Source organism: Erythrobacter sp. WG (assembly GCF_026586795.1).
In the GTDB taxonomy this organism is placed as follows: domain Bacteria; phylum Pseudomonadota; class Alphaproteobacteria; order Sphingomonadales; family Sphingomonadaceae; genus Erythrobacter.
This window is the reverse complement of sequence record NZ_JAPFGY010000006.1, coordinates 45376-66197: the sequence shown is the minus strand read 5'-3', so window position 1 is coordinate 66197 and position 20822 is coordinate 45376. Positions and strand designations below refer to the sequence as shown.

General features: G+C 69.9%; 25 protein-coding genes and 1 tRNA gene. 16 read left to right on the top strand and 10 right to left on the bottom strand.

What is annotated here, in order from left to right; genetic code table 11:
• Positions 1-36 precede the first annotated feature (36 nt).
• The gene (locus tag OPU67_RS04840) at positions 37-360 is read right to left on the bottom strand and encodes a hypothetical protein (RefSeq protein ID WP_267617974.1); all 324 of its coding nucleotides are present in this window, start codon (positions 358-360) and stop codon (positions 37-39) included.
• Positions 361-487: 127 nt separating this feature from the next.
• On the bottom strand, positions 488-2101 hold the full coding sequence (locus OPU67_RS04835; RefSeq protein ID WP_267617972.1) for a phosphoenolpyruvate carboxykinase: 1614 nt from the start codon (positions 2099-2101) through the stop codon (positions 488-490).
• A 300-nt stretch (positions 2102-2401) separates the two neighbouring features.
• Between OPU67_RS04835 and OPU67_RS04830 the strand changes: the two genes are divergently transcribed.
• From OPU67_RS04830 to OPU67_RS04800, 7 genes are all read left to right on the top strand, one after another.
• Entirely contained in the window at positions 2402-3193 is a 792-nt protein-coding gene (locus tag OPU67_RS04830; RefSeq protein WP_267617971.1) for a response regulator transcription factor, read from the top strand.
• Entirely contained in the window at positions 3186-4760 is a 1575-nt protein-coding gene (locus OPU67_RS04825; protein ID WP_267617970.1) for a sensor histidine kinase, read from the top strand. Before OPU67_RS04830 ends, OPU67_RS04825 begins: the two co-directional genes overlap by 8 nt.
• An 11-nt stretch (positions 4761-4771) precedes the next feature.
• Positions 4772-5212: an HPr kinase/phosphorylase gene (locus OPU67_RS04820; protein ID WP_267617968.1), complete on the top strand. Its 441-nt coding sequence runs from the start codon at positions 4772-4774 to the stop codon at positions 5210-5212.
• A 19-nt stretch (positions 5213-5231) separates the two neighbouring features.
• Positions 5232-6152, top strand: coding sequence for an RNase adapter RapZ (rapZ, locus tag OPU67_RS04815; RefSeq protein WP_267617966.1), 921 nt, complete (start codon positions 5232-5234; stop codon positions 6150-6152).
• Positions 6153-6264: 112 nt separating this feature from the next.
• A complete protein-coding gene (locus OPU67_RS04810) occupies positions 6265-6690 on the top strand; it encodes a PTS sugar transporter subunit IIA (protein WP_267617965.1) in 426 nt (141 codons plus the stop codon).
• A 13-nt stretch (positions 6691-6703) separates the two neighbouring features.
• Positions 6704-6982 carry an HPr family phosphocarrier protein gene (locus tag OPU67_RS04805; RefSeq protein WP_267617964.1) on the top strand — a complete coding sequence of 93 codons (279 nt, stop codon included), beginning with the start codon at positions 6704-6706 and terminating at the stop codon, positions 6980-6982.
• A 93-nt stretch (positions 6983-7075) separates the two neighbouring features.
• Positions 7076-7876 (top strand): TrmH family RNA methyltransferase, encoded by an 801-nt coding sequence (locus OPU67_RS04800; protein WP_267617962.1) that lies wholly within the window; start codon positions 7076-7078, stop codon positions 7874-7876.
• 25 nt (positions 7877-7901) lie between these two features.
• Here the strand turns inward: OPU67_RS04800 and OPU67_RS04795 are convergent, their stop codons facing one another.
• The 5 genes from OPU67_RS04795 to recR all read right to left on the bottom strand — a co-directional run bounded on the left by OPU67_RS04795 (position 7902) and on the right by recR (position 11572).
• Complete coding sequence (locus tag OPU67_RS04795) at positions 7902-8438, bottom strand: DUF3291 domain-containing protein (RefSeq protein ID WP_267617960.1); 537 nt, start codon at positions 8436-8438, stop codon at positions 7902-7904.
• A 2-nt stretch (positions 8439-8440) separates the two neighbouring features.
• Entirely contained in the window at positions 8441-9901 is a 1461-nt protein-coding gene (locus OPU67_RS04790; protein WP_267617958.1) for a DNA recombination protein RmuC, read from the bottom strand.
• Between the two features lie 236 nt (positions 9902-10137).
• Positions 10138-10710: a peptide deformylase gene (locus OPU67_RS04785; RefSeq protein ID WP_267617957.1), complete on the bottom strand. Its 573-nt coding sequence runs from the start codon at positions 10708-10710 to the stop codon at positions 10138-10140.
• A gap of 53 nt (positions 10711-10763) precedes the next feature.
• The gene (locus OPU67_RS04780; RefSeq protein WP_267617955.1) at positions 10764-10979 is read right to left on the bottom strand and encodes a hypothetical protein; all 216 of its coding nucleotides are present in this window, start codon (positions 10977-10979) and stop codon (positions 10764-10766) included.
• Positions 10976-11572 (bottom strand): recombination mediator RecR, encoded by a 597-nt coding sequence (gene recR / locus OPU67_RS04775; RefSeq protein ID WP_267617953.1) that lies wholly within the window; start codon positions 11570-11572, stop codon positions 10976-10978. The genes OPU67_RS04780 and recR overlap by 4 nt, the downstream gene beginning before the upstream one ends.
• Before the next feature lie 135 nt (positions 11573-11707).
• Here recR and fmt point away from each other — a divergent pair, with 135 nt between their 5' ends.
• The 4 genes from fmt (at position 11708) to OPU67_RS04755 (ending at position 15098) form a co-directional block, all read left to right on the top strand.
• Complete coding sequence (gene fmt / locus OPU67_RS04770) at positions 11708-12613, top strand: methionyl-tRNA formyltransferase (RefSeq protein WP_267617951.1); 906 nt, start codon at positions 11708-11710, stop codon at positions 12611-12613.
• A gap of 78 nt (positions 12614-12691) precedes the next feature.
• Positions 12692-13432, top strand: a complete 741-nt coding sequence (gene truA, locus OPU67_RS04765; protein ID WP_267617949.1) for a tRNA pseudouridine(38-40) synthase TruA — start codon at positions 12692-12694, stop codon at positions 13430-13432.
• A 159-nt stretch (positions 13433-13591) separates the two neighbouring features.
• Entirely contained in the window at positions 13592-14701 is a 1110-nt protein-coding gene (locus OPU67_RS04760) for a zinc-binding dehydrogenase (protein WP_267617947.1), read from the top strand.
• A 7-nt stretch (positions 14702-14708) separates the two neighbouring features.
• Positions 14709-15098, top strand: a complete 390-nt coding sequence (locus tag OPU67_RS04755) for a hypothetical protein (protein WP_267617945.1) — start codon at positions 14709-14711, stop codon at positions 15096-15098.
• 5 nt (positions 15099-15103) lie between these two features.
• Here OPU67_RS04755 and OPU67_RS04750 read toward each other — a convergent pair whose 3' ends face one another.
• The gene (locus OPU67_RS04750; RefSeq protein WP_267617944.1) at positions 15104-16090 is read right to left on the bottom strand and encodes an asparaginase; all 987 of its coding nucleotides are present in this window, start codon (positions 16088-16090) and stop codon (positions 15104-15106) included.
• 9 nt (positions 16091-16099) lie between these two features.
• Positions 16100-16726, bottom strand: a complete 627-nt coding sequence (locus OPU67_RS04745; protein WP_267617942.1) for a GNAT family N-acetyltransferase — start codon at positions 16724-16726, stop codon at positions 16100-16102.
• 94 nt (positions 16727-16820) lie between these two features.
• Between OPU67_RS04745 and OPU67_RS04740 the strand changes: the two genes are divergently transcribed.
• The 3 genes from OPU67_RS04740 to asd all read left to right on the top strand — a co-directional run bounded on the left by OPU67_RS04740 (position 16821) and on the right by asd (position 18613).
• Positions 16821-16896, top strand: a tRNA-Val gene (locus OPU67_RS04740).
• Positions 16897-16971: 75 nt separating this feature from the next.
• The gene (locus tag OPU67_RS04735) at positions 16972-17724 is read left to right on the top strand and encodes an SDR family oxidoreductase (RefSeq protein WP_267617941.1); all 753 of its coding nucleotides are present in this window, start codon (positions 16972-16974) and stop codon (positions 17722-17724) included.
• A 46-nt stretch (positions 17725-17770) separates the two neighbouring features.
• On the top strand, positions 17771-18613 hold the full coding sequence (asd, locus tag OPU67_RS04730; RefSeq protein WP_267617940.1) for an archaetidylserine decarboxylase: 843 nt from the start codon (positions 17771-17773) through the stop codon (positions 18611-18613).
• Here the strand turns inward: asd and OPU67_RS04725 are convergent.
• The gene (locus OPU67_RS04725) at positions 18610-19053 is read right to left on the bottom strand and encodes a TlpA family protein disulfide reductase (protein ID WP_267617939.1); all 444 of its coding nucleotides are present in this window, start codon (positions 19051-19053) and stop codon (positions 18610-18612) included. The two genes, asd and OPU67_RS04725, sit on opposite strands and share 4 nt — an antisense overlap.
• Positions 19054-19207: 154 nt before the next feature.
• Here OPU67_RS04725 and argH point away from each other — a divergent pair, with 154 nt between their 5' ends.
• Together argH and OPU67_RS04715 are read left to right on the top strand one after the other, a co-directional pair.
• The gene (argH, locus tag OPU67_RS04720; RefSeq protein WP_267618073.1) at positions 19208-20584 is read left to right on the top strand and encodes an argininosuccinate lyase; all 1377 of its coding nucleotides are present in this window, start codon (positions 19208-19210) and stop codon (positions 20582-20584) included.
• On the top strand, positions 20584-20820 hold the full coding sequence (locus OPU67_RS04715; RefSeq protein WP_420708954.1) for a hypothetical protein: 237 nt from the start codon (positions 20584-20586) through the stop codon (positions 20818-20820). The genes argH and OPU67_RS04715 overlap by 1 nt, the downstream gene beginning before the upstream one ends.
• Positions 20821-20822: the final 2 nt, after the last annotated feature.

Below are 20822 nucleotides of genomic sequence, written 5' to 3'. Positions count from 1 at the left end.
GCTCGCAATGACGAAGCGGGCAGCCCGTCCCTGCCCTCAGCCCTTGCCGAACAGCCCCTTGGCCATGCCGAGCACGTCGTCCAGCGGATTGCCGTCACCGTCGCGGTCCAGCATCGACGCGAAATGGGTCAGCGAGCCCTCGCCGCCGATCGCGGTGACGATCTGCTGGAGGATGTCCGGGCTGATCCCGGTCCTCTCCGCAGCAAGCTGCACCGTGTCGCCATCGAGCTGGTGGGTGCGCCCGAGCGCCGCGATCGCCTGTTCGGCCATCGCGGGATCGAGCCCGACCTGCCGCGCGAGGTTGACCACATCGTCGGGCGCGCCGCCGATGTTCTTCAGGATACCGTCGAGAATGCTCATGCCCTGCCCTCCTTTGCGCCGAGTCGCGCGTTGGAGTGTGACGCAGCCGTGCGGCATTGCAACGTTAAAGGCCCCGCTCCGGCTTGCGCCGTGCGGGGCCCCCCTCTCCAACTCGTGATGGCGCGCGTCAGGCGGCGATCAGGCCGGGCGCGGCCTGGCGCACGCCTTCGTCGACATGGGCTTCGAACTGCGCGAAGTTGTCGATGAACAGCTGCACCAGCTTCTTGGCGGTCGCGTCATACTCGGCCTTGTCGGCCCAGGTGCTGCGCGGATCGAGGATCGTCTGGTCGATGCCCGCCGCGGCGAGCACCGGCACGTGGACCGGCACGTCGAAGCCGAAGTTCGGATCGCGGCGGAACTCGACATCATCCATCTTGCCGTCGAGCACCGCGTTCAGAAGCGCGCGGGTCGCCTTGATCGGCATCCGCGAGCCCGTGCCGTACTTGCCGCCGGTCCAGCCGGTGTTGACGAGCCAGCATTGCGCCCCGCCCTTGGCAATGCGCTCCTTGAGGAGGTTGCCGTAGACGCTCGGGTGGCGCGGCATGAAGGCGGCGCCGAAGCAGGTGCTGAAGGTGGCTTCGGGCTCGGTCACGCCGATCTCGGTCCCGGCGACCTTGGCGGTGTAGCCGCTGAGGAAGTAGTACATCGCCTGATCCGCGGTCAGGCGCGCGATCGGGGGCAGCACGCCGAACGCGTCCGCCGTCAGCATGATGACGTTCGACGGCGCCGGGCCGAGGTTCTTCTCGGAGGTGTTGGGGATCGACTCGATCGGATAGGCGCCGCGGGTGTTCTCGGTCTTGCTGCCGTCGGTGAAGTCGAGCTCGCGGGTGGCCTCGTCCATCGTCACGTTCTCGAGGATCGTGCCGAACATCTGCGTGGTGGCGAAGATCTCGGGCTCGCCCTCGGCCGAGAGGTTGATCATCTTGGCGTAGCAGCCGCCTTCGAAGTTGAAGACCGCGGTGTCCGACCAGCCGTGCTCGTCATCGCCGATCAGGGTGCGGCTGGCGTCGGCGCTGAGCGTGGTCTTGCCGGTGCCCGACAGGCCGAAGAAGATCGCGCTCTTGCCGTCCTGGCCGATGTTGGCCGAGCAATGCATCGGCATCACGCCCTGCGCGGGGAGCAGGTAGTTGAGCAGGCCGAACACGCCCTTCTTCATCTCGCCCGAATATTCGGTGTTGCCGATCAGGATCAGCTTTTCGGTGAAGCTCACCGCGATCACCGTGTCGCTGCGGCAGCCGTGGCGTTCGGGGTTCGCCTTGAAGCTCGGCAGGTTGATGATGGTGTATTCGGGGACGAAGCTCGCCAGTTCGTCAGCCGTGGGGCGCACCAGCAGGGTGCGAATGAACAGGTTGTGCCAGGCCAGCTGGTTGATGACGCGCACGTTGACGCGGTATTCGGGCTGCGAACCGCCGAACAGGTCGGCGACGTAGAGTTCCTCCTGCCCTTCGAGCTCCTTGAGGAAATCGGCCTTGAGGTTGGCGAAGTGCTCTTCGCTCATCGGCTGATTGATCGTGCCCCAGTTGATCGTGCTCTCGGTCTGGCTATCTCGGACGATGTACTTGTCCTTGACGCTGCGGCCGGTGAAGCGGCCCGTGTCGACCAGCAGCGCGCCATGCTTGGTGAGCTTGCCCTCACCCTTCTTCAGGGCGTGTTCGACCAGCGCGGAAGTGCCGAGATTGGCGTGGATGCGAGCCCGGGTGTCGAGGTTCTGGGCGGCCAGCGGGGTTGCGAGCGAGGTCAACGTAGCGTCTCCTGAGAGAAGGCGGCAGGACAAGGTTCTTGCGAAAAGGCCGACCGGTGCGTCCAGCGAATCCGCGCAGCCCCCGTCACACCCCGTAGCACTTGCGCATACGTATGCAACCTCAGCCGTCCTACCCGCAGGTCTGCCGATCGATCCCTTGCAAGCGCCCATAATGCGCGACTTTCCCTGCGTCAAACCGCTGAAGGCGGTCGCAACGGGCCGCGCCGCCGCGCCGGCGTTGCGGGACCTTCGCGAAGCGGCTACCCACGCGCCATGGACCCGCGCGCCAGAGGAGAGACGATGGCCAGCGACAGCCCCACCGCCGCCGAACCTGCGCCCTCCAGCCCCGAAGGCGCGGGAGGCCAGCCGCGCGCCCTCCAGATCGCGCTGGTCGACGATGATCGCAACATCCTCACCACCGTCTCGATCGCCTTGCAGGCCGAAGGCTTCGCGACGCGCCTCTATTCGGACGGGGAGACGGCGCTGAAGGCGTTGCTCGACAATCCGCCCGACCTTGCCGTCTTCGACATCAAGATGCCCAAGATGGACGGGATGGAGCTGCTGCGCCGCCTGCGCGCGGCCTCGGCGCTCCCCGTCATCTTCCTCACAAGCAAGGACGACGAGAGCGACGAGGAGGCGGGGCTCGAACTGGGCGCGGACGACTACATCGCCAAGCCCTTCTCCCTGCGCCTGCTGATCGCCCGGATCCGCGCCATCCTGCGCCGCGCAGAGGCGCCGCTCGGCGGCGCCGGCACCGGCGCCGCCGCCGCGCCCGAGGAGCCCCAGCCGGCCAGCCTCACCCGCGGGCGCCTGTTCATGGACCCGGCGCGCCACCAGGTCACCTGGGGCGGCCAGCCGGTCAGCCTCACCGTCACCGAGTTCCTGATTCTCGAAGCGCTGGCGATCCGGCCGGGCGTCATCAAGAACCGCAACCAGCTGATGGATGCCGCCTACCCCGACGACGTCTTCGTCGACGACCGGACGGTCGACAGCCATATCAAGCGCATGCGCCGCAAGTTCCGGCTGGTCGACCCCGCTTTCGATGCGATCGATACGCTCTACGGCGCGGGCTACAGCTTCACCGATGGCTGATGCGCCGGGCGCGGTGAGGCGCGCCGCAGGGAGCGGCGAGCAGCTGAGCGGGGGCGGCCGCTTCGCGCTGACCGCCCGGATCCTTGCGGTCAACATCCTTCCGCTCCTGTTCCTCGGCGGCGGGCTGTTCTACCTCGACAGCTACCGCACGCAGCTCGTCAACGAGCGCTTCAAGCTGGCCCGGATCGAGGCGCAGATCACCGCCGAGGCGCTCGCCGGGGCGAGCCGGGCGCGGCAGGAGGCGCTGCTCGTCCAGATCGGCAAAGAGCAGCGGATGCGCCTCAGGCTGTTCGACACCCGCGGGCGCCTCACCGCCGACAGCTTCGCTCTCGCCGAGCCCGCGTTCCGCTTCAACGATATCACCGACGACGACTGGGAGCAGCGCTTCGCCCGCTGGCTCGACCGCACGGTGGACACGATCGTCGCCGCCGAGCCGGTCAAGGATTACCGGGAGCCCGAAAGCGAGGATGCCGACGCCTGGCCCGAGCTCGCCCGCGCGCGCGAGCTCGGCCTCAGCCAAGTGCGCCTTTACGACTGGGTCGACGGCACGCCGGTGATCACCGCCGCGGTGCCTGTCGGCCTCCAGGGCGCGACCCTGCTGACGGTGCGCAATGCGGTCGACATCACCGAAAGCGTGCGCGCCGCGCGCTCGACGCTGGGCGTCGCGGTGCTGCTGGTGATGGCGGCTTCCGCGCTGCTCTCGCTGTTTCTCGCACGCACCATCGTCACGCCGCTGCGCCTGCTCGCCCGCGCGGCGGTGCGGGTGAAGCAGGGCCGCGAACGCGAGGTCGAGGTGCCGCGCCTGCCGCAGCGCCGCGACGAGATCGGCCTGCTCGCCCGCGCGGTCTCGGACATGACGACCGCGCTGCGCGGGCGGATCGACGCGGTCGACAGCTTCGCCGCCGATGTCGCGCACGAGATCAAGAACCCCCTCGCCAGCTTGCGCAGCGCGATCGACACCCTGCCGCGCGTCGAGGACCCGGCCCTGCGCGCCCAGCTGATCGCCATCGCCACCCACGACTTGCGCCGCATCGACCGGCTGGTGACCGAGATCAGCGCCGCCAGCCGCGTCGATGCCGAGATCAGCCGCGCCAAGCTCGAGACGGTCGACATGGCCGAGCTCTTCGCCAACCTCATCCGCAGCCGCGAGGACCGGGGCCTCAACGCCGGACGCCGGCTGGTGCTCGATGCCGCGCCGGGCGCGCGACTCAAGGTGATGGGCGTGCCGACCCAGCTCGAACGGGTCGCCGAGAACCTGATCGACAACGCGGTGTCCTTCTCCCCGCCCGAAGGCACGGTCACCATCGCGATCCGCACCGGCAGTCGGCAGGTCGTCACCGAGGTCACCGACGAAGGCCCCGGCATCGCCGCCGATGCCCGCGAGGCGGTGTTCCGCCGCTTCCATTCCGACCGGCCCGAGGGCGAGAGCTTCGGCAACCACTCGGGCCTCGGCCTCGCGATCGGCCGCGCCATTGCCGAGGCGCATGACGGTGCGCTCGTCGCCGATGCGCGGCCCGACGGCGCGCCCGGCGCGTGCCTGCGCCTGACCCTCCCGGCGGCGCCGTGACGGAGGGACTGGTGATCCAGGCCGGCGCGCTCGCCATCGAAGGCCGCGCGCTGCTCGTCGAAGGCCCCCCCGGATGCGGCAAGTCGAGCCTCGCGCTCGCGCTGATCGCGCGCGGTGCGGGGCTGATCGGCGACGATGCGGTGACCCTCACGGTCGAAGGCGCGCGCGGTCACGAACGCCTGATAGCCTCGCCGCCACCCCATATCGCGGGGCTCTGCGAGGTCGACGGCGTGGGCATAGCGCAGATGCCTACCGCGCCGCCCGCCCCGGTCGCGCTGATCCTCAGCCTCGGCGGGCCGCCGGGCGAACGCCTCCCGCAGGTGCCGATCCCGACGCGCACCATCAGCGGGATCGCGGTGCCCGTGCTGGCCTTCGACCCCGGCACCATCGCCCCGGCCGAGCGCGCCCTGTGGGCCTTGCACATGCATGGGCTCTTTTCATCAAACCCCTGAAGCGCCACAATCAGCGGCGATGAGTCCCGCGCCCGCCCCTGCCCCCGACCAGCCGCGCCAGGTGCTGCTCGTCACCGGCCTTGCGGGTGCGGGCAAGTCGACCGTGCTCGCCGCGCTCGAGGACCTGGGCTGGGAGACCATCGACAACTTTCCGGTGCGGCTGCTCAAGCGCCTCGTCACCATGCCCGACGAGGCGCGCGCGCCGCTCGCGATCGGCTTTGATTCGCGCACCCGGGGCTTCGTGCCCTCCGATGTGATCGCGCTGGTCAAGGACCTGAGCCAGCGATCCGATATCGCGCTCGGCTTCCTGTTCCTCGATTGCAGCGGCGGCGAGCTCGAACGGCGATTCAACGAAACCCGGCGCCGCCACCCGATGGCCGATGGCCGCCCGGTGCTCGAGGGGATCGCCGCCGAACGCGAGCTGCTCGAGCCGTTGCGCCGCTGGGCCGAGGTGATGATCGACACCACCGCGCTGACCGGCAACGACCTGCAAGCGCGGGTGCGCGAGCTGTTCGCCCCGGCGGATAGCGCCGCGGCGCTGACCCTCACCCTGTCGAGCTTCGGCTTCGCACGCGGGATGCCGCCGCTTGCCGACCTCGTCTTCGATATGCGCTTTCTCGACAACCCGCACTGGGTGCCCGCCTTGCGCAAACAGACCGGGCAGGACCCGGCAGTCGGCGAACATATCGCCCGGGACCCGGCCTTCGCCGAGGCCTTCGCGCGGATTCGCGATCTCCTGCTGCTGCTGCTCCCGCGCTATGCCGCGCAGGGCAAGCCCTACGTCCATGTCGCCTTCGGCTGCACCGGCGGGCGGCACCGCTCGGTCTACACCGCCGAGTGCATGGCCGAGGCCTTGCGCGAGGCGGGTTTTTCGCCCACGGTGCGCCACCGCAACCTGGGCTCGCGGGCGACCGATGCCGTCGAACGGGACCGCCGCTAGATCGGCCCGGCACGGCACGATGAACGCGGATCGCAGCAAAGGCACATTGCCGGTTCAGGTCAAAACGCCTAAGGCACCTTCCGGCGGGCAGTTAACGGACGCTTTTTCACGCATGATCGGCTTGATCCTGGTAACCCATGGCCGCCTCGCGGACCAGTTTGTCGAGGCCATGGAGCACGTGGTCGGCCCGCAGGACGGGATCGTCACCGTGTGCATCGGCCCGCATGACGACATGGAGCAGCGCCGCACCGATATCGCCGAGGCGATCGGCGCGGTCGATCGCGGCGCGGGCGTCATCATCCTCACCGACCTGTTCGGCGGCACCCCGTCGAACCTCGCGATCTCGCTCCTCGATGCGGGCCGCGTCGAGGTGATCGCCGGGATCAACCTGCCGATGCTCATCCGCCTCGCCGGCGCGCGCAAGGCGATGGACGTGACCGCCGCCGTCCACGCCGCGCAGGCCGCCGGGCGCAACTACATCACCATCGCCAGCGAACTCCTCGCCCAGGAGACCGCGCCGGCCCGGGCCAAGGCCTGAGGGGCAGCACGGCGTGGGGGAAGCACGGCAGAGCGTCACCATCGTCAACCGCCGCGGGCTCCACGCCCGGGCGAGCGCGAAGTTCGTCGGCGCGGTCGCGGCCCTGCCGGACGGGTTTAAGGTGACCGTGACCAAGGCGCCCAACAGCGCGGCGGGCGGCTCGATCCTCGGGCTGATGATGCTCGGCGCGGCAAAAGGCGATTGCGTAGAGGTGGCGGTGGAGGGCGACGGGGCCGAGGCCGTGCTCGGCGAGCTTGTCGCGCTGATCGCCGACGGCTTCGGCGAGGACTAGGGCTCGCAAGCCGTTCGCCTCGAGCGCAGTCGAGAGGCGCTGGCACGCAGGTGTCTCGACTGCGCTCGACACGAACGGCATAGGCTCCTTCCGATGCGCAAGCACATCACCGGCTTCTCCAATCCGACGGTCAAGTACCTGCGATCCTTGCGGGACAAGAAGCACCGCAGGCGCGCGGGCCAGTTCCTGGTCGAGGGCCTGCGCCTGCTCGAGGACGCGCGCGCCTCGGGCCACGTGCCGCGCACTCTGGTGATGGCCGAAGGCCGCGAGCCCCACGATCTGCTGGCGCGGCTCGAAGCCGAGGTGCTGGCGCGCGGGGGCGAGGTAATCGCCACCTCGCCCGACATCCTCTCCAAGATCACCGGCAAGGACAACGCGCAAAGCGTCGCCGGCGTGTTCGACGAGTGGGACACCGCGCTCGCCCGGCTCGACCGCTCCGCCGCCCCGATCTGGCTCGCCGCGCAGGCGCTGCGCGATCCCGGCAATCTCGGCACGATGCTGCGCACCTGCGACGCGGTGGGCGCGGGCGGGCTGATCCTGATCGACGATTGCGCCGATCCGTTCAGCGCCGAGGCCGTGCGCGCCAGCATGGGCGCGGTGTTCACCGTCGGCCTGGCCCAGGCGCGCTGGGAGGAGTTCCTCGGCTGGCTGCGCGGCGGAGAGGGCCAGCTCGTGGCGGCCTCGCTGCGCGATGCCGTGCCCTATCGGGCCGCGCCCTACGCAGCGCCGTGCTTCATCCTCGTCGGCAACGAATCGCAAGGGCTCCCCGAGGCTTACGAGGCAGCCTGCGACCTGCGCGTCACCATGCCGATGCGGGGCCGCGCGGATTCCCTCAACGCCGCGGTCGCCGGCGCGGTGCTGGCCTACGAGGTGCTGGCGAGCCTCGCGCCGTAGTGGGCGGGCTGCGCCCCGATCCGGCTCACGCCGTGCCGATGCACCATGGGTCGGGTTTCATGTCCACGGGCGGCGCACCTTCGCCCGGCTGGCCGAAGCGCGCCTTGAATGTGAAGCTCTGCGGCGTCGGCCCGTAGCGGTCGAGCATCCACAGGCGCGACAGTCCCTCGTCGATGCTCGGACGGTGCCCCGCGGGCACCCACCACAGCGCCTGATAGGCGCCCTCGAACCGGTGGAAATACTCGCGCCGCCGCACCATTTCGGGGGTGTGGGCGGAGCGATAGACGAAATCGAACAGCGTCTCGGCGCTCTCCCACACTGACATGTTGAGCAGCAGCAGCGGATCGGAGGCGACGTCGAAGTCGGTGGCGTTGCCGCTTTCCGACTGGAGCCGCCAGACGAAGCCGGGCGAGGCATCGGCGATGGCGTTGATTCGGGCGAGCGCGTCGAAGAAGGGCTGCACCCGCGCATCGCCCTCGGGCGCCAACAGCTTGCCGATATTGATCTGCGCGAGCTGCCAACCGGCCGCTCCGCCCTGCCCCCCGGCCCCCTGTACGCTCATGCCTACTCCGCTGCGTCGTTGTCCACCGCGAGCGCCGGGTAGTCGGCGGATACCGCCGCGCCATCCGCCGCATTATACCGCGGCGCGGCTTCCACCAGAGGGACGTCCTCGATCGCCTGCTTCCCGATCTCGACGCCTTTCTCCGCGAGACGGCGTCCGGAGGTCAGCACATTGCGCTCAAAGGAGCCGACGAACTTGTTGTAATTGTTGACCGCCGTCTCGAGCCCGCCGCCGACGCGCTTCAGGTGCTCGCTGGCGACGCGCAGGCGGTCATAGAGCTCGGCGCCCATGCGGCCGATCGCCTGTGCCTCCTTGGCGAGCCCGTCCTGCCGCCACACCTGCGCCACGGTGCGCGCGATCGCGACGAGATTGGTCGGCGTCGCCAGCAGCACGCGGCGCTCGAAGGCGAAGTCCCAAAGCTCGGGATCGGCCTCCAGTGCTGCCGTCACGAAATGCTCGCCGGGCACGAACATGATGACGTAGTCGGGCGCTTCCTCGAACTGGCTCTGGTAGCTCTTGGCCCCCAATGTCTGCACATGGCCGCGCATCGACTTGGCGTGCAGATCGAGATGCCGCTTGCGCTCCGCCTCGTCGTCGGCCTCGAAAGCGGCCTGGTAGGCATTCAATGACACCTTGGAGTCGACCACCAGCTTCTTCTGGCCGGGGACATTGATGATCGCATCGGGCCGCAGCCGCCCGTCCGCAGTCTCGACCGAATGCTCCATGACGAAGTCGGTGTGCTGGGCGAGGCCGCATTGCTCGAGCAGGTTCTGCAAGGCCCGCTCACCCCAGCGGCCGCGCGCCTTGGGCGCATTGGTGAGCGAATTGCCGAGCCGCTGCGCCTCGCGCCGCACCTCCTCCTGGCCCTCGCGCATCGACTGGATCAGCCCGGCCAGCTGCCCGAAGGCATCGGTGCGCTTGGCTTCCAGCTCGGCAACCTGCTTCTCGTAGCTCGCCAGCTTCTCGCCGACCGGCGAAAGCAGCGCCTTGATCTTCGCCTCGCCCGCCTCCTCCGACTGGCGGAAGCGCGCCTCGGCGCGTTCGAGGAAGGCCTTCTGCGCCTGTTCGAGCACGCGGCTTCCGGCGTTCTCGAATTCCTTGCGCAGCGATTCCTGCGCGGCGAGGAGCGCGGCCTTCTGCTCGGCGAAGGCCTTCTCACGCTCGGCCGAGGCGCTCTCCAGCGCGGCGAGGCGTTCGGCAAGTGCGGCCCGCTCGGCCTGCACCGCATCGAGCCGCGCGAGCAGGCCATCGGCCTGCGAAGCGCGCTCTTTCAGCCCGGCGACCTCGATCCGCGCCTCGCCCAACTCGGCGATGGCGCGGGCGAATTTCGCCTCGCCCTCGGCCCCCGCAGCCTCGGCCGCCGCCAGCCGCGCCCGCAGGTCAGCGAGCGGGCGCGAGGCGAGGAACCAGCCAAGCGCGGCACCGGCAAGCAGGGCAATGATCGAGAGAATCGCAGGATCCATGTGCCAAGCTTACATGGAACGAATGGGGAACGCTAGGCCGAGAACTCGCTTTCCAACAAGAAAGCTGGGCCCCGGCCTTCGCCAGGGTGACGAAGAGGGGCGGGGCTAACCAAGAGGGGTATGCCTGACGCAATGACCGGCCCAAGGGGCCGCGAGCGCACGCGCGCGAGTCGCAACGGGTCCGGAGCGGAGGACGTCTAGCGAGGACGTGCCCGCGGAGGCGGGCACGCAATAAATTACGCCGCGCGGCGCAGCTTCTCGAGCTTCTTCAGCACCATCGCGCGCTTGAGGCGGCTGAGGTGGTCGATGAACAGGATGCCCTCCAGGTGGTCCATCTCGTGCTGGAGGCAGGTCGCCATCAGCCCTTCGAGCGCCTCCTCGCGGGTGTTGCCCTTAAGGTCCTGGTAGCGCACCCGGCAGGTCGCCGGGCGATCGACGTCGGCATAGATCTCGGGGACCGAGAGGCAGCCTTCCTGATAGGTCGAAAGCTCCTCGGCCGGATCGAGGATCACGGGGTTGATGAACACCCGCGGTTCCTTCTTGGTCGCCGGGTGCGTGTGCTTGTGGCCGTCATGGCTGCACTCGACCGGCGGCGCGTCGGGATCGTCGGGCTGGAGGTCGATCACCAGCACCCGCTTGGGCACGCCGACCTGGATCGCGGCGAGGCCGATGCCGGGGGCATCGTACATCGTCTCGAACATATCCTCGACGAGTTGCTCGAGCTCGGGGCCGAACTCGTGGGGTTCGACCGGGGTCGAGACGATCTTGAGCCGGGGGTCCGGCACTTCGAGGATTTCGCGGATAGCCATAACGCGCCGCAAGATAGGGGCCACGCCGCTTTCCGGCAAGCGCGATGCTCCGATCAGGGTGATCGGCGCAGCCAGCGCTTGCCGACATGGCCGCAGGCGGGGCAGCGGCCGCGATAGGACTTCTCGCCGCTCGCCTTGTAGCGGATGCCGCCTATGTCCCAGACGCTCTCGCGATGACCGCAATGCGCACATCCATAGGCCCATTCACGCGATTCGCGTTCGACCCCTGGGCCGAACAGCCAGGTGAAGACGCGCTGGATGCGGTTCATCCGACCGGCCTTCGTGCCCGCAAAGCCTGCGCCAGCGTGCCCTCGTCGAGATAGTCGAGCTCGCCGCCCACCGGCAGGCCGTGGGCGAGCTGGGTGACGCGCAGGGGGAAGGCCTCGAGCCGCTCGGCGAGGTAGTGCGCGGTGGTCTGGCCTTCGAGCGTCGCGTTCATGGCGAGCACCACCTCGTCGATCCCCCCCGCCTCGACCCGCGCGAGGAGGCTGGCGATACCGAGATCCTCGGGGCCGATCCCGTCGAGCGCCGAGAGCCTGCCGCCGAGCACGTGATAGCGCCCAGGGAAGAGCCGCGCGCGGTCCAATGCCCAGACGTCGGAGACTTCCTCCACCACGCAAAGGGATCGCGCGTCGCGGCGCGGGTCGGCGCAGATGGCGCAGGGGTCGCGGGTGTCGACATTGCCGCAGATGTGGCACTCGACCAGCGTCTCGGCGACGCCCGCCAGCGCTTCGAGCAACGCGGGCAGAGCGCTCTCGCGGTGCTTCACCAGCCACAGCACGGCGCGGCGCGCGCTGCGCGGGCCGAGCCCCGGCAGGCGGGCGAGCGCGGAGGAGAGGGCTTCGATTTCCTGTGAGGCCATGCCTTCCCGTTACCTGTTCGGGATGAGCTTGTCGAAGCCCTGCCCTTTTCTTTGCGGCGGATAGAAGTAAGGACGGCCCTTCGACAAGCACGTCCTGAGCTTGTCGAAGGACTCTGGGCGAATGGGACTGGTGAGGTGCGTGTAATCTTCATGGGAACGCCCGATTTCGCGGTCCCGGCCCTGCGTGCGCTGGTGGCGGCGGGGCACGAGATGGCCTGCGTCTACACCCAGCCGCCGCGTCCGGCGGGTCGGGGCAAGAAGCTGATGCCTTCCCCCGTGCAGATCGAGGCCGAGCGGCTGGGGCTGGAAGTGCGCTCGCCCATATCGCTGCGGGGGGCGGAAGCACAGGCGGAGTTTGCCGCGCTCGGGGCCGATGTGGCGGTGGTCGCGGCATACGGCCTGATCCTGCCTCAAACGGTGCTCGATGCGCCGGTTCGCGGCTGCCTCAACATCCACGCCTCCCTGCTCCCGCGCTGGCGCGGGGCCGCGCCGATCCACCGGGCGGTGATGGCGGGCGATGCCGAGACGGGCGTCACGATCATGCAGATGGAAGCCGGGCTCGACACCGGGCCGATGCTCCACAAGGTGCGCGTGCCGGTGGGGCGCAAGACGACCAGCGAGCTGTTCGGCGAGCTGGGCGCGGTGGGCGCGGCGGCGATGGTCGAGGTGCTGGCGGACCTCGCCGCCTTCCCGCCCGAGACGCAGGACGACAGCGCGGCTATCTATGCCCCCAAGATCGACAAGGCGGAAGGCAAGATCGACTGGACTGCGGACGCCGCCGCGATCGAGCGGCTGGTGCGCGGCCTTGCCCCCTTCCCCGGCGCATGGTTCGATCTGGGGGGCGAACGGGTCAAGCTGCTGCTCGCCGAGGTGGCCGAGGGCACAGGCGCTCCGGGCACGGTGCTCGATGACGATTTCACCATAGCCTGCGCTTCGGGCGCGATCCGTCCGCTGCGGCTCCAGCGCGCGGGCAAGCCGGTGCTGGGGCGCGCGGAATTCCTGCGCGGGCGGGCGGTGGCGGCGGGGACGGTGCTTGCCTGATCCGTTCGCCCGAAGCGCAGTCGAGAGGCTCTGCGCAGGTGTCTCGACTGCGCTCGACACGAACGGCTAGGGGGAGCCATGACCCGCTTCGCCCTCACCCTCGAATTCGACGGCACGCCGTTCTTCGGGCTGCAACGCCAGAGCCACGGGCCGAGCGTGCAGCAATCTGTCGAGGACGCGATCCGGCGGATCACGGGCGAGACGGTGGTGATGCATTCGGCCGGCCGCACCGATGCGGGCGTCCATGCTCTGGCGATGCGCAGCCATGTCGATATCGCCAAGCCCTTCGACCCGTTCCGGCTGATGGAGGCGATCAATGCCCGGCTGCGCCCCGAACCCGTCGCCGTCACCCATTGCGACGAGGTGCCGGACGACTGGCACGCGCGTTTTTCCTGCACCGGGCGGCGCTATCTCTATCGCATCGCCAATCGCCGTGCGCCGCTCACCTTGCTGCGCGGGCACGCGTGGCATGTCGCCCAGCCGCTCGACGCCGAGGCCATGCACCGCGCCGCACAGGCACTGGTGGGGCGACATGACTTTACGACGTTCCGCAGCGTCCATTGTCAGGCCGCCGATCCGGTGAAGTCGCTGGACCGGCTCGACGTTGAACGGGTCGGCGACGAGATCCACATCCACGCCGCCGCGCGCAGCTTCCTGCACCATCAGGTGCGCAGCATGGTGGGTTGTCTCAAGCTGGTGGGCGCGGGCACATGGCCAGAAGAGCGCATCGCCGAGGCGCTGGCTGCGCGCGATCGCGGCGCGCTGGGGCTGAATGCCCCGCCGCACGGGCTCTATTTCGTCGAAGCCACCTATCCCTGACGTGCCCACCCCTAACTCCTCCCGCAAGTGGGAGGGGGACTGGCTGGGACTGATCCTCCCCTCCCGCCTGCGGGAGGGGCCGGGGGTGGGCCTACGCCAACGGTTGCGAAGCGCAACCAGAATGCCTAGGCCCGCCAGCAACAAAGGGAGACGATCGCCATGACCACCGGAAAGCAGCTCTTCACCACCCTTACCGCCGACGGCAAGCTGACGCTGGAGGTGGCCGAAAGCACCTTCCCCGAGCCCAAGGGCAACCAGGTGCTGGTCAAGATGGAAGCCGCACCGATCAACCCGTCGGACCTCGCGATCCTCACCAGCGCCGCCGATTTCGAGACGGCGGAATACACGCCCGGCAAGGTTGTCGCGACCATGCCCGAGCCGTTCCTGACCGGAAACAAGGCCCGCCACGGCCAGCGCCTGCCCGCGGGCAACGAGGGCGCGGGCACCGTCGTCGCCACCGGCGATTCCGACATGGCCAAGGCCCTGATGGGCCAGCGCGTCGCCTGCGTGCCGGGCACCGCCTTCTCGCAATACGCCCTTGCCGATGCGATGATGTGCCTGCCCTTGGGCGAGCATTCGTCCGAGGTCGGCGCATCCAGCTTCGTCAACCCGATGACCGCGCTGGGCTTCGTCGAGACCGCGCGGATGGAGGGCCACTCGGCGATCGTCCACCTCGCCGCCGCCTCGAACCTCGGCCAGATGCTCAACCGCATCTGCATCGAGGACGGGATGAACCTCGTGAACATCGTCCGCAAGCCGGAACACGTCGCGATGCTCAAGGAACAGGGCGCGGTCCATGTGGTCGACAGCTCCGCCCCCACCTACATGGCCGACCTGCGCGCCGCGATCGCCGAGACCGGCGCCTTCCTCGGCTTCGACCCGATCGGCGGCGGGCAGGCGAGCGACGGCGTGCTGAAGGCGATGGAGCAGGTCGCGGTCAGCCAGATGAGCGAATTCTCGCGCTATGGTTCGAACCAGCAGAAGAAGATGTACATCTACGGCCGCCTCGACCTGTCGCCGACCGTGCTGACGCCCTCCTACGGCCTCCAGTGGAGCGTCGCCGGCTGGCTACTGACGCCCTTCCTCCAGCGTGCGGGCTTCGAGACCGCAGGCCGGATGCGCAAGCGGGTGCAGGACAACCTCACCACCACCTTCGCCTCGCATTACAAGGCGAAGGTGAACCTCGAGCAGATGCTCGCAAGGGACGCGATTCTCGACTACCGCCAGATGAAGACCGGAGAGAAGTACCTCGTCACGCCGTGGGGATGATCGGCGGGTGATCTACATCCTGCTCAACATCGTGCCCATCGCGGCGGCAACGGTGCTGGGGCTCGCGATCGGCGCAGGGTGGCTCGCTGCCTTGCGCCTGCCGCGCCCCGCCCTGAGGACGCTTGCCGGTTTCACGCTCGCCGAATTTTGGCTCGCCGCGATCCTTGCAGGCGCGCTGATCCTCGCCCCGCGCGAGGCGGGGGCGTGGGTGATGGCGGTGGGGAGTGCGGTGGTGATCTGGATCGGCTTCGTGGTGCCGGTGCTGTGGGTCACCCTCAAGGCCAGCGGAACCGGCGCGCGCCGGATCGGCGCGGCGATGCTCCACTGGCTTGCGGTGATGGTAGCGCAGGCGATCGCGATGCAGGCAATCGGCCTCGTACCGCCGCCTGCGCCCTGAACGCCTCACCCCGCGTCGAAGGCCGCCTGCACCCGCACGGGATCGGTGATCCCGCTGGCGATCAGCACCATCAGCAGCACCCGCGCCTTGGCCGGGCCGAGCGCACGGGCGGCGATCAATCCGAGGGCCGCATCGCCCACCTCGACATCGCGGTCGACCATCCCCTCGTCGACGCGGCTGGCGCGCACCACCGGCACGCCGCTCGCCGCCGCGCGGGCCAGCGCCGCAATGACTGAGGCCGGGGCATTGCCCTGCCCCATCCCGGCGAGCACGATCCCCCGCGCCCCGATGCCGAGCAGCGCCTCGACCGGCTGTTCGTCCATCCCCGCACCCGCCGTCAGGATCGCCACGCGCGGCAGCTCGGCCGGAAAGGGATAGCGCGCGCTCTCGCCGATGCGATGCGGCGGGCCGAACCAGTCGAGGCTCGAGGGGGTGACGCGCGCGAGCGGCCCCCTCGGGTAGCTGCGGAAGGCATCGATGCTGGTTGTCGCGGCCTTCCTCGCATCGCGCGCGGCGAGCACCGCATCGCCCATCACCAGCATGACGCCGCGCCCTGCCGCCTGCCCGTCGCGCGCCACCTTCACCGCGTTGGCAAAGTTGCGCATCCCGTCGGTGCCGACCGCGTCCGCGGGGCGCATCGCGCCGACCAGCACGACCGGCTTGATGGTCGGCAGGGTGAGATCGAGCAGCAGGCCCGTCTCCTCGGCGGTGTCGGTGCCATGGGTGATGACGATGCCGCCCACTGCCGGATCGGCCATCGCTGCCGTGCAGGCGGCGTGGAGCGCCTGCCACTCGGCAAAGCCGATATCCTGCGATCCGATCCGCGCGATCTCCTGCGCGATGAGCTCCGCATCGAGGCCGAGCTCGGCCAGATGGGCGACGAGGCTGCCCAGGGCGAGGCCGCCGGGACGGTAGGCCGAGCCGGTCCTCTCGCTTCCCGCGCCCGCGATGGTGCCGCCGGTGCCGAGAACGAGGATGCGCTGCGAGGTCATGCCCCGCCCCTAGCCGGCCGCGGCGCCCTCGCCTAGCGGGCCGTGGCCCGGGCCGCCGCCTTTTTCGGCCTGCGCGAAGACCGCCGCGAGCCCCGGCACGTCGGCCTCGGCACGCAGGGACGCGAGCGCTGCGGCGATGTCGATCTCGAGCACCGTCACGCCCCCTTCATACCCTGCCCCTTCCGCGCCCAGCGAGCGCGCCAGCGCCAGCGCCGGGCGGTTTTCGGGCAGGATGTGGACCGTGAACCGCGTCAGCCCCTCGCCCGCGCAATCGAGCAGCAGCACCGCCGTCAGCAGCCGCGCCAGCCCCCGGCCGTGATAGGCGTCGACCACCGCGACGGAGAACTCCGCACTGTCGGGGTCGTCCTTGTCGCGGAAGGCGTGGACCACGCCCAATGCGGGCGTGTCCGGCAGATCGGTGCGCAGCGCGCCCCAGGCGAGGTGATCGTGCCCGTCGGGGCTCGCCAGCGTGCGCAGCACCTGCGGCGGGGCCTCGCGCATCCCCGAGAAGAACCTGAGGTAGCGCGATTGCGGCGAGAGCTGCGCGATGCCGTCCCTGAGCCGCTGTTCGTCCTCGCGCCGCACCCGGCGGATGCAGACCGGCGTTCCGTCGTTGAGCTGGGTCTCGATGATCATGCTCGCCATCCTAGCACGCCCACGCCGCCGAGGGCAGCGCGCGCGGCACCGCTTGACCCCTGCCCCGCCGCCGCCTAACCGCAAGCCCCTGTCCGGGCGGTTAGCTCAGTTGGTAGAGCATCTCGTTTACACCGAGAGGGTCGGCGGTTCGAGCCCGTCACCGCCCACCAGATTTCCCCGCCATCCCGCGATTTGATCGGACGCGCGCGCCGTGCCATGGCAGTGGACGAACGGCGGAGGACATCATGGACCTGCAACTGGAGGACAAGACCGCGCTGGTGCTCGGCGCCAGCAAGGGGCTGGGACGCGCCATCGCCGCAGCGCTGGCGGCGGAGGGCGCGCGGGTGATCACCGTCGCGCGCTCGGGCGAAGGGCTGGCGAGCGGTCTCCACATCGCTGCCGATCTCGATGACCCCGATGCCCCGCAGGCGATCATCGACGCGGTGCTGGGGGCGGGCCCTTCGCCCGACATCCTCGTGCTCAACAGCGGCGGCCCGCCGACCGGCACCGCGGCGCACACCACACCGGCCGATTTCGGCGCGGTGATGCGCCGGATGTTCGATGCCCAGCTTACCCTCGCCCAGGCCCTCCTCCCTCAAATGCGCGCGCGCGGTTTCGGGCGGATCCTCGCGGTCGCCTCGACCAGCCTCGTCGCGCCCGTTCCCAATCTCGTGCTTTCGAACGCAGTGCGCGCGATGCTCGCCGCATGGTGCAAGACGCTCGCCGCCGAGGTCGCGGCGGACGGCGTGACGGTCAACCTGCTGCTGCCGGGCCAGATCGCCACCGACCGGCTGACCAGCCTCCATGCCGGAACGGCGGCGGCGAGCGGCGCGTCGCCCGAGCAGGTGACGGCCCGCGCGATCGCGGCGATCCCCGCCGGGCGGCTCGGGCGGCCGGAGGAGTTCGGCGACATCGCCGCCTTCCTCGCCTCCCCGCGCGCCGGTTTCATCACCGGGTGCGCGATCAGGGTGGACGGCGGGCAGACGACGACACTCTGAGCGGGCGCGGCTTGCGCGGCGGTGCGCCTGCCGGTAGCGCCGGAGGATGTCCGCAGCCTTCATCGCGCTCCAGCACGTCCTGCCGCAGCACGCCCTCTCGCGCCTCGCGGGGCGCCTCGCATCGAGCGAGAGCCCGTGGCTGCGCGACCGCCTGATCCGGCGCTTCGTCGCCGCCTATGGCGTCGACCTCTCCGAGGCGGCGCGGGGGATCGGCGAGTTCACGAGCTTCAACGACTTCTTCACCCGCGAGCTGAAGCCCGGCGCCCGCCCGCTTGCCGATGCCGCGCAGTTCGTCCTCTCGCCTGCCGATGGCGCGGTGAGCCAGCTCGGCCCCGTCAGCGGCGGACGGATCATTCAGGCCAAGGGGCGCGATTACAGCGTGGCCGAGATCCTCGGCTGCGGGCCCGAGGAAGCCGCGCGGTTCGAGGGCGGGAGCTTCATCACGATCTACCTTTCCCCCAGGGATTACCACCGCGTCCACATGCCCGCCGCCGGCACCCTCGCCGCGACCAGCTATATCCCCGGCGACCTCTATTCGGTCAACGTCGCGACCGCCGCCGGGGTCGACCGCCTGTTCGCCCGCAACGAACGCCTGGCCTGCCGCTTCGACGGGCCCGATGGCCACTTCGCCAGCGTCATGGTCGGCGCGATGATCGTCGCCGGGATCGACACCGTGTGGCCGAACAGGTTCCGCCCCCACGCCGGCGGGATCGTTCGCGAAGACTTCGCCGGCGCCGGCCGCAGCTTCGCCGCCGGCGACGAGATGGGCCGCTTCTACCTCGGCTCGACAGTGGTGCTGCTGTTCGAGCCGGGGCGCGTGGCGTGGCGCGACGACCTGACAGCGGGCGACCCGCTGCGCATGGGCGAGGCGATCGGGCGGCGGCTCTAGCTGGCGGCCAGGCTGTCCCGGATCAGCGCCTCGGCTTCCGGGCTGTCCCAGTCATAGCCCCCCGCCACCCGCAGCACCTCCTTGCCGGTCGCATCGAAGAGGATGGTGAGCGGCAGCGCGCCCTCGGGGGTGAAGCGGCCCGAAAGCGCGGTGTCGGGATCGAGCCAAGGCTCCAGACGGCTGTAATTGCCCTTGGCAAAGAAGGGCTCCACCACCTCGGCTCCGCGGATGTCCTGGCTGACGGTGACGACCTTGACCTCGCCCTCGAGCTTGCCGGCCAGCGCGTCGAGCTGCGGCATCTCCTTGACGCAGGGGCCGCACCACGTTGCCCACAGGTTGAGCAGCACCGGGCCGTCCTGCGCGCCCAGGTCGAGCACCTTGCCCGCTGGATCCTTCACTTGCAGGTCCGGGATCGGGGTTCCGGCGAACTGGCGGGTCATCAGGCCGATCGTCGTGCCCGACGCTGCGCCCGTCTCAACCGGTTGCGCTGGCGCCTCTGCCGCCCTATCGCATCCCGCCAGCAGCAGGAGCGGCAATCCGAGAATGAGCGACGAGCGGGACATGACGGGCTCCGGACAGGGTGGCACGAACGCCATGTGGGGCGGTCGGTTCGCTGCCGGCCCTAGCGCGATCATGCGCGAAATCAATGCCTCGATCCCCTTCGACAAGGCGCTGTGGCGGCAGGACATTGCCGCGTCCAAGGCCCATGTGGCGATGCTCGGCGCGCAGGGGATCGTCGCGCCCGAGGATGCTCAGGCGATCAGCGCGGGCCTCGACACGGTCGCGGCCGAATACGAGCGCGACGGCGTGCCCGAGGACTGGGACCGCGAGGACATCCACATGACCACCGAGGCCCGGCTCGCCGAGCTGATCGGCCCGGTCGCCGGGCGCCTCCACACCGCGAGGAGCCGCAACGATCAGGTCGCGACCGATTTCCGCCTGTGGGTGCGCGATGCGGCGCAGCAGCTCGACGAAGGCCTCGCCGCGCTCCAGCGTGCGCTGGTGAGGCGCGCGGGCGAGCACGCGGACTCGATCATGCCCGGCTTCACCCACCTCCAGACCGCGCAGCCGGTGACGTTGGGCCACCACCTCATGGCCTATTACGAGATGTTCCGCCGCGACCGCGCGCGCCTTGCCGACGCGCAGGCGCGGATGAACGAGTGCCCCCTCGGCTCGGCGGCGCTCGCGGGCACGGGCTTCCCCATCGACCGCGAGGCGACCGCCCGCGCATTGGGCTTCGACCGGCCGACCGCCAATTCCCTCGACGCCGTCTCCGACCGCGACTTCGCGCTCGATTTCCTGTGGTGCTGTTCGGCGACCGCCCTCCACCTCTCGCGCCTTGCCGAGGAGCTGATCCTGTGGGCGAGCCAGCCCTTCGGCTTCATCCGCCTGCCCGACAGCCTGTCGACCGGCAGCTCGATCATGCCGCAGAAGAAGAACCCCGACGCTGCCGAACTGGTGCGCGGCCATTCGGGCCGGGTGATCGGCAGCCTGACCAGCCTGATGATCACCATGAAGGGCCTGCCGCTCGCCTATTCCAAGGATATGCAGGACGACAAGCCGCCGGTCTTCGAGGCAGCCTCGCTGATGGCGCTCTCGGTCGCGGCGATGACCGGGATGATCGCGGATGCCACCTTCAACACCGGGCGGATGCGCGCGGCAGCGGAGCTGGGCTACGCCACGGCGACCGATCTCGCCGACTGGCTGGTGCGGCAGGCAGGCATCCCGTTCCGTGAAGCACATCACATCATCGGCGCTGCGGTGAAGCTCGCCGAGAGCCGCGGCGTCGCGCTCGACCAACTGCCGCCCGAGGACCTCAAGGCAATTGATGCGCGCATCGACGAAAGCGTCTATGCGGCGCTCTCGGTCGATGCCTCGGTCGCGGCGCGCGCGTCCTTCGGCGGCACCGCGCCCGACCGGGTGCGCGAGGCTGTCGCCGCCGCGCGCGCGGTGCTGGGAATGGAGGAATGATGCGCCTTGCTGCCGCCCTCGCCCTTGCGGCGCTCCTATCGGCGTGCGGCGCACAGGCCCCGCTCGTCCCGCCCAAGAACGCCGCGCTGCCGCCCGCGCCCTATGGCGCCTCCGAGCGGCCGAGCGCCGACGAGCTGCTGCGCCGCGACGCCCTCGCCGCGCCCGAACGCTCGGTCGAACTGCGCCGCCGCTCCGAAGAGCGCGAGGACGATCCCTTCGACCTGCCCCCCGAGTAGAG